This is a genomic window from Shewanella gelidimarina, from assembly GCF_023283945.1.
GTDB classification, from domain to species: domain Bacteria; phylum Pseudomonadota; class Gammaproteobacteria; order Enterobacterales; family Shewanellaceae; genus Shewanella; species Shewanella gelidimarina.
In genome coordinates, this window is sequence record NZ_JAKIKW010000003.1 from 235,584 (window position 1) to 248,122 (window position 12,539).

The 12,539-nt window shown below is 43.9% G+C and carries 15 protein-coding genes; 3 read left to right on the forward strand and 12 right to left on the reverse strand.

Going from position 1 to position 12,539, the window contains the following annotated elements; genetic code table 11:
- The first annotated feature begins 117 nt into the window (after positions 1-117).
- Positions 118-1,482: a DUF4397 domain-containing protein gene (locus L2729_RS04515; RefSeq protein WP_248987174.1), complete on the forward strand. Its 1,365-nt coding sequence runs from the start codon at positions 118-120 to the stop codon at positions 1,480-1,482.
- Positions 1,483-1,532: 50 nt separating this feature from the next.
- Here the strand turns inward: L2729_RS04515 and L2729_RS04520 are convergent, their stop codons facing one another.
- The gene (locus L2729_RS04520; protein WP_248987175.1) at positions 1,533-1,730 is read right to left on the reverse strand and encodes a hypothetical protein; all 198 of its coding nucleotides are present in this window, start codon (positions 1,728-1,730) and stop codon (positions 1,533-1,535) included.
- Positions 1,731-1,821: 91 nt separating this feature from the next.
- On the opposite strand from L2729_RS04520, the gene L2729_RS04525 reads away from it, so the two are divergent.
- Together L2729_RS04525 and L2729_RS04530 are read left to right on the forward strand one after the other, a co-directional pair.
- Positions 1,822-2,490, forward strand: a complete 669-nt coding sequence (locus tag L2729_RS04525) for a YiaD family glycine zipper/OmpA-like lipoprotein (protein ID WP_248987176.1) — start codon at positions 1,822-1,824, stop codon at positions 2,488-2,490.
- Between the two features lie 229 nt (positions 2,491-2,719).
- Positions 2,720-3,508, forward strand: a complete 789-nt coding sequence (locus L2729_RS04530) for a molybdate ABC transporter substrate-binding protein (protein ID WP_248987177.1) — start codon at positions 2,720-2,722, stop codon at positions 3,506-3,508.
- A 125-nt stretch (positions 3,509-3,633) separates the two neighbouring features.
- On the opposite strand, the gene mgtE is transcribed toward L2729_RS04530, so the two are convergent.
- From mgtE to L2729_RS04585, 11 genes are all read right to left on the reverse strand, one after another.
- A complete protein-coding gene (gene mgtE / locus L2729_RS04535; protein ID WP_248987178.1) occupies positions 3,634-4,998 on the reverse strand; it encodes a magnesium transporter in 1,365 nt (454 codons plus the stop codon).
- Positions 4,999-5,083: 85 nt separating this feature from the next.
- Positions 5,084-5,359 (reverse strand): HPr family phosphocarrier protein, encoded by a 276-nt coding sequence (locus L2729_RS04540; protein WP_248987179.1) that lies wholly within the window; start codon positions 5,357-5,359, stop codon positions 5,084-5,086.
- Positions 5,346-6,200 (reverse strand): RNase adapter RapZ, encoded by an 855-nt coding sequence (gene rapZ, locus L2729_RS04545; protein ID WP_248987180.1) that lies wholly within the window; start codon positions 6,198-6,200, stop codon positions 5,346-5,348. Before rapZ ends, L2729_RS04540 begins: the two co-directional genes overlap by 14 nt.
- Positions 6,201-6,684: 484 nt before the next feature.
- A complete protein-coding gene (ptsN, locus tag L2729_RS04550) occupies positions 6,685-7,128 on the reverse strand; it encodes a PTS IIA-like nitrogen regulatory protein PtsN (protein WP_101092614.1) in 444 nt (147 codons plus the stop codon).
- A 2-nt stretch (positions 7,129-7,130) separates the two neighbouring features.
- Positions 7,131-7,418, reverse strand: coding sequence for a ribosome hibernation promoting factor (gene hpf / locus L2729_RS04555; RefSeq protein WP_248987181.1), 288 nt, complete (start codon positions 7,416-7,418; stop codon positions 7,131-7,133).
- Between the two features lie 30 nt (positions 7,419-7,448).
- Positions 7,449-8,960, reverse strand: coding sequence for an RNA polymerase factor sigma-54 (locus L2729_RS04560; RefSeq protein ID WP_248987182.1), 1,512 nt, complete (start codon positions 8,958-8,960; stop codon positions 7,449-7,451).
- Positions 8,961-9,097: 137 nt separating this feature from the next.
- Positions 9,098-9,829, reverse strand: coding sequence for an LPS export ABC transporter ATP-binding protein (gene lptB, locus L2729_RS04565; protein WP_101092611.1), 732 nt, complete (start codon positions 9,827-9,829; stop codon positions 9,098-9,100).
- Complete coding sequence (gene lptA, locus L2729_RS04570) at positions 9,826-10,374, reverse strand: lipopolysaccharide transport periplasmic protein LptA (RefSeq protein WP_248987183.1); 549 nt, start codon at positions 10,372-10,374, stop codon at positions 9,826-9,828. Before lptA ends, lptB begins: the two co-directional genes overlap by 4 nt.
- Positions 10,375-10,438: 64 nt before the next feature.
- Positions 10,439-10,996 (reverse strand): LPS export ABC transporter periplasmic protein LptC, encoded by a 558-nt coding sequence (lptC, locus tag L2729_RS04575; protein ID WP_248987184.1) that lies wholly within the window; start codon positions 10,994-10,996, stop codon positions 10,439-10,441.
- Positions 10,993-11,544, reverse strand: a complete 552-nt coding sequence (gene kdsC, locus L2729_RS04580; RefSeq protein ID WP_248987185.1) for a 3-deoxy-manno-octulosonate-8-phosphatase KdsC — start codon at positions 11,542-11,544, stop codon at positions 10,993-10,995. The genes lptC and kdsC overlap by 4 nt, the downstream gene beginning before the upstream one ends.
- A 1-nt stretch (position 11,545) precedes the next feature.
- Positions 11,546-12,523: a KpsF/GutQ family sugar-phosphate isomerase gene (locus L2729_RS04585; RefSeq protein WP_248987186.1), complete on the reverse strand. Its 978-nt coding sequence runs from the start codon at positions 12,521-12,523 to the stop codon at positions 11,546-11,548.
- Positions 12,524-12,539: the final 16 nt, after the last annotated feature.

Genomic DNA, 12,539 nt, shown 5'->3' on the forward strand with positions numbered 1-12,539 from the left:
AACCCTAATTTACAAAGCTATTCAAAGCCTTTCCTTACATTGCACTTATTGACAGTTCTTGACGTGAATCCTTGGTCATAGGTAGTGAGTTTGTCATTAATTAGTTAAGGAAAATAAATGAATTTCACACCTCGGGGTATAACTTGTCTCTTTTTTGCATTGGCGACAGCGGTCGGTTGCAGCTCAGATGATGAGAGTGATTCAAGCAACGAAGCTTATGTGCAGTATTACAACGCGTCGCCCAATAGCACGGCAACAGCCCTTGTTTTAGATGGCTATCAATATACCGCGGTGAACTACGCGGATGCGCAGCCGCGTTATGTTTACAGCACTGGGAGTTCGGAGATGGAAGTGATTGGTACTGATGAGCTGGGCGAGGAGTTATCGCTTTACACATCGACGCTTTCACTTTCCAATAACGATGACCACTTCTTTGTTTTGCTCGGCGACTATGCTTCGACTGAGTTACTCGATATTCAATACGATCGCAGCGAGATGGATGAATTAAATCTTGATGAAAGTGACGATTACAGCAAGATGCAAATATTGGTTACGCATGCCGCAATCGATGAGCCGACTTATGATGTTTACTTTGGTATCGATGGAGAGGATTTTAGTGCTGCAACCATGCTCGATTCACTTAGTTATAAAGGGTATTCAGCTGAGTTGATGTACGACACGGGCGAATATGTGCTTTATCTGGCTCAGGCCGGAGAAAGCACGCCAATCTACACGACAGCGACACTGGATTTGAGCGCTAATACGGTTTACAAATTTGTTATTCGTAATAGTTTTGGCCCCGGCACACCTAAGCTCACCATTGATGCTGTTGATTCGACCGGAACTCCAACTCAATATGCCAATATCGATGCCAACGCCGAGTATCGTATTTTTAACGCTTTAAACAGTGTCGATAATATTGATATCACGCTGGCAAGTAACCTAGAGACTCAATATCTTTATGATCTAGCCAAACATGGTTTAAGCGACTTTAAGACAATAGGGTATAACGACTACGGCGTTACGATTACCAGTAAAGATCCTAGTGAGGTATTAGCCAATAATTTGTTGGTGACTTTTAATCAGGATGAAAGCAAGTCGATACTGGTTTACCAAGATGCGCTAGGAGGGACCAAAGGGATGACGTTGACTCATGATCATCGTCCTCGTGCTTTTACTCATCAAATTGACTTAGCTAACCTCGTTTTTGATTATGAAGCACTGACCATTTACTTTGTTAAATCAACCGAAACTATTGAATCTGCGGAGTATAAAATCACTGGTTTCGAATTCACTGAGTTGGAGTCTATTAGCATCCCATCTGGAGAGTACGAGATTAATGTGGTCTTTGAAGATGAAAACGACACACTCACTCTATTGTATCAATCTGCGCCATTGGTTTTTGATAATGCAGGTAACTACACCATGGTGTTGAATAAAGATGACTCACAACCCTTGGGTTATCGACTGACTCGGTTTTAATTGAGTTAAGGCATAAACAGGCGGCGGTTTATTGCGCGGCCTGGTATGTTTTACATTACTGTTTCTCTAGGCTTTTGAAGGGCGTCGATGTCGACGCCCTTGATGACTTTTTGCTCTAATGTGTGTTGCTGAGCAACATAAGTCGGCTGGGGGACAATGTAGGGCAAAATTGCGTAACCAGCTGAGGTATTCGCGGGTTTTATGGCGTATCGGCTGTATGATTTTAGTGCGCTTAGTTCAGCGGCCATTGTCTATTCGTTCGCTGCTTATATAATGTTAACAAAATAACTCGATATGTTGTCGTCTTCACTTGGGTGAAGACAGTTAGGAGTAATGTTTATGAATGTTAAGCACGGCGGAATTATCGCAAGCTGTCTGGTTGCAGCAGTGTTCGTTTCAGGTTGTCAGACAACCAATCCATACAGTAATGAATCCCAAAATGGTAAAGCGACTAATGGTGCCTTAATTGGTGCTCTGGCGGGGGCGGTCATTGGAGTCGCTTCTTCAAGTAAGAGTGACAGAGGTAAAGGCGCTTTAATTGGCGCAGCATCAGGGGCGGCTCTTGGTGGTGGTATTGGTTATTACATGGATGTGCAGGAAGCTGAATTGCGTAAGCAGCTGCAGTCATCTGGCGTCAGTGTCACTCGAAGTGGCGATAATATTATTTTGAACATGCCTAACGATGTGACTTTTGGCGTCGATCAAACTGATCTTAGCCAACGGGCGCAGCAAGTGTTAAATAGCGTCGCTTTGGTGGCGTTAGAATATGATGAAACCAAGCTAAATGTGATGGGTCATACCGATAGTTCTGGTGCTGCATCTTATAACTTGAGACTGTCGCAAGTCAGAGCGAGTGAAGTCGCTAGTTATTTGATGAGCCGTCAGGTTCCATCAGCAAGAGTGGTGTCTCATGGCGTTGGGGAAGAAAGACCAGTAGCAGGCAATGAGTCTAAAGCGGGCAGGGCGGACAATCGCAGAGTAGAGATAGTGCTTAGCCCACTAAGCTAAATAGTGTATTTATTCAGATAAAAAGCCACCGATTCGGTGGCTTTTTGCTATTCATTCATTGAGACTTTTTGTCTGGCGACGTTAATTTTTGAGTGATCCATTTCAACAGTTTTAAAGCCCCTTTTGCTAATGGAGCCTTGACTGTTGTTTTTTATGAGCAAATGCTTTTTGATTGGCTAAATCGTTATATAAACCGATTGTACCTTCAGTGCTTACTATGGAAATTATCATGAAAAAATGGATTGTAGCTTCGTTATTAATATTGCCACTAACGGCAACTGCCGCGCCGATTGAGATGCGCGCAGCAGGCAGTTTAAAAAATGCCATGTCAGATATTGTTGCGGCTTATCAGTTGGAGTCGAAGCAGGCTGTTAATACCGATTTTGCACCCTCTGGTCTACTCAGAAAGCGTATTGAAAAGGGTGAGACTGTGGATGTGTTTGCGTCTGCCAATATGAAACATCCACAAACCTTACAAAATGATGCACTGGCAGAAAGTGTGGTGATGTTTGCACAAAACCAAATGTGCGCGCTGACGCAAGCCAGTGTTGAAATTAATGCTGACTTATTACAACAGATGCTCAGTAGTGACGTTCGCCTTGGCACGTCGACGCCTAAAGCCGATCCGTCGGGTGATTACGCGTGGAAGGTTTTTGCAAAGGCTGAGGCATTAGTTGCTGGAGCGAAAAATAAATTAGAGAACAAAGCATTACAGCTAACGGGCGGTGAAACCAGTGCTAAAGCACCTAGTGGCCGTAATACCTATGGTTGGGTGATGGAGAATAATCGCGCTGACATCTTTTTAACCTATTGCACTAATGCTGTTCTTGCACAAAAAGAGGTGCCTAGCTTGAAAGTGGTACAGCTGCCGAATGAGATAGCGGTGGGAGCAGATTATGGCTTAGTGGTGTTAAAAGCGGCGCAACCTGATGCCTGGAAGCTAGCAATGTTTGTACTATCTGAAAAGGGTCAAACAATCTTAGCTGACTATGGTTTTAAAGCGCCACTCAAACGATAAACACAATGTGGTCAGCGTGAAGACTGATGAATACTAAAAGACCGCCTTCTTGTAATAACAAGTCGGCGGTCTTTTGTTTTAAGCAATTAGTGTTAATCAATCAGTTTGAATTGATGCTTATTAAGCTACTTTATCAAGAATACGGTCGCCAGCCCCAAGAAGGCAAATAAGCCGATAACATCAGTCACTGTGGTTAATACCATGCCGCCTGCAAGCGCGGGGTCGATGTTCATCTTTTTAAGCAATAACGGAATACTTGCGCCAGCCAGGCCTGCAACCGTCATATTGATGAGCATAGCTCCACCAATCGTTGCTCCCAAGGTAATGTCACCTTTCCAAGCCCACACTGCTGCAAACACAAGAACGGACCACAGCAAGCCATTAAGAAAGCCAATGGCAAGCTCTTTGCCAATAAGCCATCTGGAGTTACTTTGACCAATTTGACCTAAGGCGATACCACGAATGACCAGCGCTAAGGTTTGATTACCTGCAACACCGCCCATACTAGGAACAATAGTCATTAAAATCGCGATAGTGGCAAATTGCTCTAATGTTCCTTCGAACATATTACTCACCGATGCCGCGAGCAGCGCGGCAAACAAGTTGACGGTTAACCACAGTGAACGGCGAAAGGTACTTTTGAGTACAGGACCAAAGGTATCGGTATCATCATCCATACCAGCCATACCCATCATCGAATGCTCGGCATCTTCTCGAATAACATCGACCACATCATCAATGGTAATACGACCAAGCAACTTGTTATCATCATCAATAACGGGGGCAGAAACCCAGTCATGACGCTCAAACAGTTGCGCCACCTCACTGTCGGACATCCCCACAGGAATAGCTTCGAGATCGGCTGCCATGATCTCTCTAATCGATGAATCTGGATTACAGGTGAGTAGATCGGCAATGCGCACACCGCCGAGCACTCGGTCCTGTTTATCGACCACATACAGCATATCGGTTGCGGCTGGCAGTTCGCCGCGAATTCTCAAGTAGCGCAATATCACATCGATATTAACGTCGGGTCTTAGGGTTACCGTATCGGTATTCATGATACTGCCGGCGGTATCATCAGGATAAGAGAGCGCCTGCTCAACCCTAACGCGGTCTTGGGCACTCATCGACTGCAGCACTTCATTAAAGACACTGTCTGGTAAGCTTCTAAGAATATAAGCTAAGTCATCGGTATCCATGTTTTCGGCCGCTTTAGCGACGCGCTCTGGACTCATTTGGCGTATAAGGTTGTCTTTAAGCTCTTCGCCTAACTCATCAAGAATTTCACCCGTGTGCTCTTGGTCAATCAACTGCCATAAAACTTGGCGGGTGCGGGGCGGCGAAGATTCGAGAATAAAGGCGATATCGGTGGCAGCCATGTCCTGCAACATATTGCGGACATGAACAAACATTCCACTACCTAATGCTTTATTTAGCTGATTGAGGCGTTGGTCTGTTGTTTCGTTGTCTAAGACTTCAATCGGCATGGGTCCCTCGCAGGGTCTTTTAAAAGGCGCTTATCATAACGTAAGTAAAGGGGGATAAATAACAAATATTAGGAAAATGGACGGACTAATTATCTTCGTCGAATTTGGTATTGATCAAATGACATATGGCGTCTAATGCTGGTTTTGCATCTGGGCCGTTAGCGAGAAGCTGTATGGATTTACCCATTCCAGTTTCTAACATGAGTAAGCCTAGTACACTTACCGCTGAAGCTTGCTTTTCACCTTGGATAATAGTGACTTCGGCATCAAATTCTGAGGCTAACACCACCAATTTTGTTGCCGCTCTGGCATGTAGCCCGAGCTTATTGCAGATAGTGACTTGCCGTTCAATCGTTGGCATTTTTTAACTCTCTGTGGCTAGAAGTGACTTTATGTCGGCCTTTTTTGAAGTGTTCAGCGAGTCGTTCTGTGACATAAACAGAGCGATGCTGGCCCCCGGTGCAACCAATAGCGATAGTGAGGTAGCTACGGTTATTCCGCTCTAAATCGGGTAACCAAGTCTCCAATAAATTCTCAATCTGCCAGATAAACTTATTCACTAAAGGGTGTTGATTTAGAAAGTCTTGTACTGGTTTATCTAGCCCTGTCATCGGTCTAAGTTCGGGTTCCCAATGTGGATTTGGAAGAAATCGAACGTCAAACATAAAGTCGGCTTCCGTTGGCATACCATGCTTAAACCCAAAGGATTCAAACTTAATCATCAATTCTTTGTCGATGTTGCCTAATAAAATTTCACGCACCTGATCATTGAGATCGTAAATATTCAGACTCGAGGTATCAATATAGTGATCGACTACCTTGGCGAGAGGCTCAAGTTGGCGCCCTTCAAGCTGAATTGCTTCTTTCAATGAAATGTTTGCATGAGACAAAGGGTGCAGACGACGAGTTTCGTTGTAGCGCTTGAGGAGCACTTCATCGCTAGAGTTTAAAAAGAAGCTTAGTAACTCCACACCTTCTGGCAAATTGGTCAAATGCTTAATCCATTCGTTCTCTTTTTCTGGCATGTTGCGGATATCGACACTAATAGCGACTAACTCTGAGTTACCAGAAAGTTGTTCAAGCAAGGTGCCCATCATTGGCAATGGTAGATTATCGACACAATAATAGCCGAGATCTTCTAGCATTCTTAACAGTACTGATTTGCCTGAGCCGGAACGACCAGAGACTAGAACGAGTTTCATCTTTTCACCACCTAATAAAAGTTAGAATTAATGTTTTATAAATGTATACGGGGTGTACAAGATTATAGATTAACTTTTTTCTGGCTGAAAGCAATAGCTTAGGCTAGTTGGTAATAATAAATAATATTGCTGTAATAAATGCCTAGAACGTTAAATCTTACTGCTTGTATATCGGTCATCGTCAGCGACTTACAGGCTGAGTCCATCGCGGCTGGTGCACTTTTAGGTTTGTTTTTACCGCAGTTTATAAGTCATTTTGGCGAGATGGGACGATAAGGAGGCAATGCTGTTTAGTTATTCTCCACAATAGCCTAAAACACGGCAACAATAGCTTAGGAACACTGGTTTAAGTGTTTCTAAGCTATTCCTACAAGAGTGTGTAAGTGCTTATCTTTGCCGATTAAGCGTCTTCGCTCATGTTTTTGTACTTCTTGAGCATCAAGAAGTAAGTGCAAACTAAGCTCGACAGATCAGTGTCCTCTCGCTATTGAGTGATTAAGTCGTATAACTCAGATTCACTCTTACTTTTTCTCAACTGCTTCACGATCGCTTTGTCGTTGAGCTTTTCTGCCATTGAAGACAGCGTTGCGAGATGTTGCTCGCATTGATCTGCGGGCACTAACAGGGCAAATAATATATCAACCGGCTGTTTATCTATCGAGTCAAAAGATATCGGTGTTTCACATTTGATTAATATGCCCAATGGATGGTCAATATTAGCCAATCTCCCGTGAGGGATTGCGATACCGTTGCCTATACCTGTGCTACCCATTTTTTCGCGAGCCAACAGGCTTTCGAAAATCTCTTGTGAAGAAAGGGTAGGGTACTGGGCAGCGGCAATATCGCTGATGAGTTCCAGTACTTTTTTCTTACTGCCCGGAGTGGCACAGGTAGTGCATTCCGGCTGCAGGATGGTACATAGTTCCATCGTTAGTGTTTGGTCAGCTTCTCTTTGTGTTTAATAACCTGACGATCTAATTTGTCGATCAGGGAGTCGATTGCGGCGTACATGTCCGCATGTTCCGAAGTGGCAAAAACTTCACCTTTTTTCAGGTGAATTCGTGCTTCGGCAATCTGTTGCATTTTTTCAACATTCAATATGACGTACACATTATTGATCTGATCGAAATGACGTTCAAGCTTTGTAAATTTTTCTTCAACATAACTGCGTAATGACGCAGTGATTTCAATGTGATGCCCAGTAAGGTTAATTTGCATAGAAAGATTCCTCCAAGTGTCTAATTTAAATTATAAACTCTTGCGTTGGTTTGAGGGCGGGATCATCATTGCTTCGCGGTATTTCGCGATGGTACGTCGTGCAACTTTAATCCCCTGTTCTGCCAACAGTTGCGCCATTTTGCTATCGCTTAATGGTTTCTGTTGGTTTTCAGCTGCGACTAACTTCTTAATAAACGCTCTAATTGCTGTTGATGAGCACTCTCCACCGTCATCGGTTCCGACATGACTAGAGAAGAAATACTTTAACTCGAAAATACCTCTAGGGGTATGCATATACTTTTGTGTAGTCACCCTTGAGATGGTGGATTCATGCATCTCTACGGCTTCAGCAATGTCGTTGAGTACCATAGGTTTCATGGCTTCATCACCATATTCGAAAAAACCCTGTTGGAATTTTACAATACAGTTGGAGACTTTTAGGAGGGTCTCATTACGACTTTCAATGCTTTTAATAAACCATTTAGCTTCTTGCAAGTGACTACGAATAAATTGGCCATCAGCTTGATTTTTTTGGCTACGAGCCATAGAAGCATAGTGTTGATTGACGTTGATTTTTGGCATGTAGTCGGGGTTGAGCTCAACGACCCAACGGCCTTTCTTTTTTGTCACTGAAACGTCAGGGATTACATATTCGTCTTTACTTCGCGTGACTGCCAGACCCGGTCTTGGGTTCAAGGTTTGAATAAGACTGATGGCGTCACGCAGATCATCCTCTTTGAGCTTAGTCTTACGCATCAATTGCCTAAAGTCACGTCCAGCAATCAAATCTAAGTAATCTTTAATGAGGAGTCTTGCATTGTCTATGTGTGGTGTTGTTTCTGCATATTGCGCTAATTGAATAAGCAGACATTCACTGAGATCTCTGGCTGCGACGCCGATAGGGTCGAAATGCTGCACGCGTTTGAGCACGGCTTCCACTTCGTCTAACTCGATCTCTGGATCGCCCATCGCTTCAAGAATATCTTCACAGTTCTGAGTGAGGTAACCTCGCTCATCAACCGCATCAATAATGGCGGTGGCAATTGCCAGATCATTATCAGAAAAAGGCGTTAGATTTTTCTGCCATTCAAGATGTTCGTACAAACCTTCAGTGGTTTCACCTTGGAATGGCATATCATCATCGCGCATTCCACCGGAGCTTGAATTCGAAGACACGGTATAGACTTCATCCCAAGTGGTATCCATTGGGAGTTCATCTGGCATTGAATCTTGCGTTAATGCATCAGAGGTGTCTACCGCAGCGCTATCCTGCTGTGGATCAACATCTGTGTTACTGCTGTATTCATTGTCGCTATCTGACTCTGAATAGCTGTCAGAGTCACTGGTGGTTCTATCTTCGTTGCTGATAGGCTCGCCATCGGATTGCTCTTCATCTAATTCAAGCAGTGGATTAGAGTCTAATGCTTGCTGGATCTCTTGCTGCAGCTCTAAAGAGGACAATTGCAAAAGGCGAATAGCCTGCTGTAATTGTGGAGTCATAGTTAGCTGCTGACCCATTTTGAGCTGGAGTGACGCTTTCATCTTACCGCTATTCCCTACACTGTAATTAAACGTTGAAGCTCGGTGATTTGACGAAGAGAGCTTAAAGAGTCAACACTTTGATTGTATTCATATACTTAGCTAATGCTATACAATTAAACCCACATACTGTGGGTTAACTATAGCCTGAATTGTTCACCTAAGTACACTGCTCGAACCTGCTGATTATCTAATATTTCGGCAGGCGTGCCTTCTGCAATCAAATTTCCGTGACTTACGATATAGGCATGTTCACAAACGTCCAATGTTTCACGCACATTGTGGTCGGTGATCAACACCCCTAAGCCGCGGCTTTTTAACTGTTCAATAATCTTTTTAATATCGATAACGGATATAGGATCAACGCCAGCAAAAGGTTCATCGAGTAGAATAAACTTTGGGTTGGCTGCCAGTGCCCGAGCGATTTCAACTCTACGGCGTTCACCACCTGATAACGCCATGCCTTGGCTATCGCGGATATGGGTGATGTGAAACTCTTCGAGTAGGTGTTCAAGTTGCTCTTCACGCTGCTCGTTATTGATATCTTTGCGAGTCTGTAATACTGCCATGATATTGTCGCGCACTGAGAGCTTTCTAAAGATACTTGCCTCTTGTGGCAAGTAGCCAATGCCTTTACGTGCTCGAAGATGCATTGGGTCTAAGGTTAAATCATCGTCATCGATTAAGATCTGACCCTTGTCGCTCTGAACTAAACCAACAACCATATAAAATGTTGTCGTTTTACCGGCACCATTAGGACCCAGTAGCCCAACAATTTGCCCTGTTTTTACCGTTAAACTCACATCTTGAACAACGGCACGGCTCTTATAACTTTTCGCTAAATTGCGTACGGTCAGCGTTTTTTGGGTCATTGCTGCTCCTGCTTTTTAATGGGTGCAGCTGGGGTTTCAGGCGTTTCTTCTTGATAAGCTTCAGGCTGAATAATAGTGATCACGCGATCATTACCTTTACCCGTACTTTCAGCGACTAATTGTTGTAGTCCGATATTATACTTGATGCGGTTACCCGTGACTTGGCTACCCTCTTGCTCCAAGGTTGCATTACCTAACAAGGTTAAGGTTCTTGTTGCCAACTCATAACGGATCTCTTTCGCACTTGCCATCGCCGGGCGGCCATCCTCCATCATTTGGGTATATGTCGCAGGGTTACCCGTTGCCACGAGTATTTTTCCTGAGCTCGCTTCTTTGGAGAACACCCGTAATTCATCAGCGTTCATTTTAATCGAACCTTGAGTCACTTCTACGGGACCAAAAAAGATTACCTGATTATTTTTTATATCAGCTTCTTGGCTGGCAGCAGCAATTTTAACTTCCTGCTTTAAGTCATCGACTTGCGCATAGCTACTAACGCTAAGCAGACACAATAGACCTGCAAGTATTGATTGATTGTATTTCATAACTTCCTTCTACTCCGCTATTGAGTTGCTAGCATGAGTGAGTATATTTGTTTTTTTGAACCGCTTACTTAACATCGTAGGTCCCTTCGACTTCACTGATCAACTTTACACTTTGGGCGTTAAGATCAGCATAAAGGCCTGTTCCCTGAATCACAAACTCATTGCCAGTGACGTAAATGATTTCATCAGAGGTCATAACCATCGTCTCTAGATCAAGCTCTAAATAGGATGTAGACAATGTTTGGATCGGTTCTTCTGGGCTAATAGAATCGATAATAACATTGTTTTCCAATGAGACCTTACCGGTTAAATTGTTATGGGTGCCTTTCGCCGCGGTTAAACGCCATTGGGCTTGACCATCATCGGGATAAATCAAATAAACTGGCTCAGTGAAGTAAGTCATACTGGCTGCTTCAAAGTGTTCCATGTGCTTGGCGGTGACCTTGCTATTAATGAGACCCGCTTCATTGTATTCAGTGCTGCGCATATCATTGATGATGTAGTTAGGGCGTTCGCTTACATCAATGTCTAACGTTTGGTCGCTTTTTTTAGACTGCACTTGCCAATAAAGGATCAGTGCGGTGCCAAATAAAGCGATAATCGCTAGGGTGACGCGATTCATATGCTCATCCCGTGAGCCGACTCAAACTTACCTTGGCTAAGTAATAACAAGTCTGTGAGCTCTCTAAGGGCGCCATGACCACCATTAATATGAGTTGTCATCAAAGCATGTTGCTTCACGTAAGGGTGGCCATCAGCGACGCAAACCGATAAACCGACCTCTTTCATCACCGGCAAGTCGACCATATCATCACCTATATAGGCAACTTCATTTGGACTGACATTGTAAAGTGCAAGTAACTCATTGTAGGGGGTTAGCTTGTTATCAACGCCTTGATAAATATGAGTGACGCCGAGTGCTGTCATTCTATCTTCAACAATTTTTGATTTTCGACCAGTAATAATTGCCACGTTAATGCCGCTAGAAAGAACAGAGCGCACACCGTAACCATCTCGAGTGTGGAATGTTTTAAGCTCTTCGCCGGAGTTGCTCATATAGACTAGGCCATCGGAAAATACGCCATCTACATCACAAATAAGCAGTTTGATTTTGCTGGCTGCTTGCCAAACATCATCGCTAATCGGGCCATAGAATCCCTGTTTAGACATGTTAAATAACTCCTGCTTTCACCATGTCGAGCATGTTAAGTGCGCCGACAGGTTGTTGTTGTGAATTGATGACGATCAAACCATTAATGTTTTTCTCTTCCATTACTTTTAATGCTTCTGCTGCGAGTACATTATCAGTAATGGTGACACAGCCTTTAGACATAACATCAGCAATGGGAGTGGTGCGTAAGTTCACTTCTGCATCAATCACTCGGCGTAAGTCGCCGTCGGTGAATATACCGACTAAAGTGCTTTTCTCATCGACAATGGCAGTCATGCCTAAGCCTTTTTTAGATATTTCGTAAAGCGCATCGGTAATACAGATATCATGCTTTACCAGCGGAAGTTCATTACCTTTATGCATTACGTCACTGACTTTTAAGAGTAGCTTACGCCCTAAAGTTCCACCGGGATGAGACAGTGCAAAGTCATCTTTAGTAAATCCGCGAGCTTGCAGTAAAGCAACCGCTAATGCATCGCCCATCACCAAAGTGGCCGTCGTGCTCGATGTTGGTGCTAATCCCAGTGGGCAAGCTTCTTCGGGCACTTCAATACAAAGGTGCAGATGGGCTAGCTTTGCCATGTTGGATTCCGGCTTGCCTGTTAACGAGATCATCGGCAGCCCCATGCGCTTGATTACTGGCATCAAGGTCAAAATTTCGCTCGATTCACCTGAGTTCGAGATCGCAAGGACGATATCGTTTTCGCTTAATACGCCTAGATCACCGTGACTGGCTTCACCTGGATGGACAAAAAATGCAGGCGTTCCAGTGCTGGCTAATGTGGCTGAGATCTTATTACCAATATGGCCTGATTTACCCATTCCCATCACGATAACTTTGCCTGTGCACTGCAATATTAATTGGCATGCTTGGGCAAACTCATTTGAGTCTACATATTGGTAAAGGTTATCGAGTGCTTTTTTCTCGATATCAATGACCTTGGTGCCCCACTGGCGTAGCTGCTGTTCATCTACCATTTCTTGGTCTCTCTCT

Bases quoted from the DNA above. Each gene is read 5' to 3' on its own strand.
- L2729_RS04515 (WP_248987174.1), top strand. From the start codon at position 118: ATGAATTTCACACCTCGGGGTATAACTTGTCTCTTTTTTGCATTGGCG.
- L2729_RS04520 (WP_248987175.1), bottom strand. From the start codon at position 1,730: ATGGCCGCTGAACTAAGCGCACTAAAATCATACAGCCGATACGCCATA.
- L2729_RS04525 (WP_248987176.1), top strand. From the start codon at position 1,822: ATGAATGTTAAGCACGGCGGAATTATCGCAAGCTGTCTGGTTGCAGCA.
- L2729_RS04530 (WP_248987177.1), top strand. From the start codon at position 2,720: ATGAAAAAATGGATTGTAGCTTCGTTATTAATATTGCCACTAACGGCA.
- mgtE (WP_248987178.1), bottom strand. From the start codon at position 4,998: ATGCCGATTGAAGTCTTAGACAACGAAACAACAGACCAACGCCTCAAT.
- L2729_RS04540 (WP_248987179.1), bottom strand. From the start codon at position 5,359: ATGCCAACGATTGAACGGCAAGTCACTATCTGCAATAAGCTCGGGCTA.
- rapZ (WP_248987180.1), bottom strand. From the start codon at position 6,200: ATGAAACTCGTTCTAGTCTCTGGTCGTTCCGGCTCAGGCAAATCAGTA.
- ptsN (WP_101092614.1), bottom strand. From the start codon at position 7,128: ATGGAACTATGTACCATCCTGCAGCCGGAATGCACTACCTGTGCCACT.
- hpf (WP_248987181.1), bottom strand. From the start codon at position 7,418: ATGCAAATTAACCTTACTGGGCATCACATTGAAATCACTGCGTCATTA.
- L2729_RS04560 (WP_248987182.1), bottom strand. From the start codon at position 8,960: ATGAAAGCGTCACTCCAGCTCAAAATGGGTCAGCAGCTAACTATGACT.
- lptB (WP_101092611.1), bottom strand. From the start codon at position 9,829: ATGACCCAAAAAACGCTGACCGTACGCAATTTAGCGAAAAGTTATAAG.
- lptA (WP_248987183.1), bottom strand. From the start codon at position 10,374: ATGAAATACAATCAATCAATACTTGCAGGTCTATTGTGTCTGCTTAGC.
- lptC (WP_248987184.1), bottom strand. From the start codon at position 10,996: ATGAATCGCGTCACCCTAGCGATTATCGCTTTATTTGGCACCGCACTG.
- kdsC (WP_248987185.1), bottom strand. From the start codon at position 11,544: ATGTCTAAACAGGGATTCTATGGCCCGATTAGCGATGATGTTTGGCAA.
- L2729_RS04585 (WP_248987186.1), bottom strand. From the start codon at position 12,523: ATGGTAGATGAACAGCAGCTACGCCAGTGGGGCACCAAGGTCATTGAT.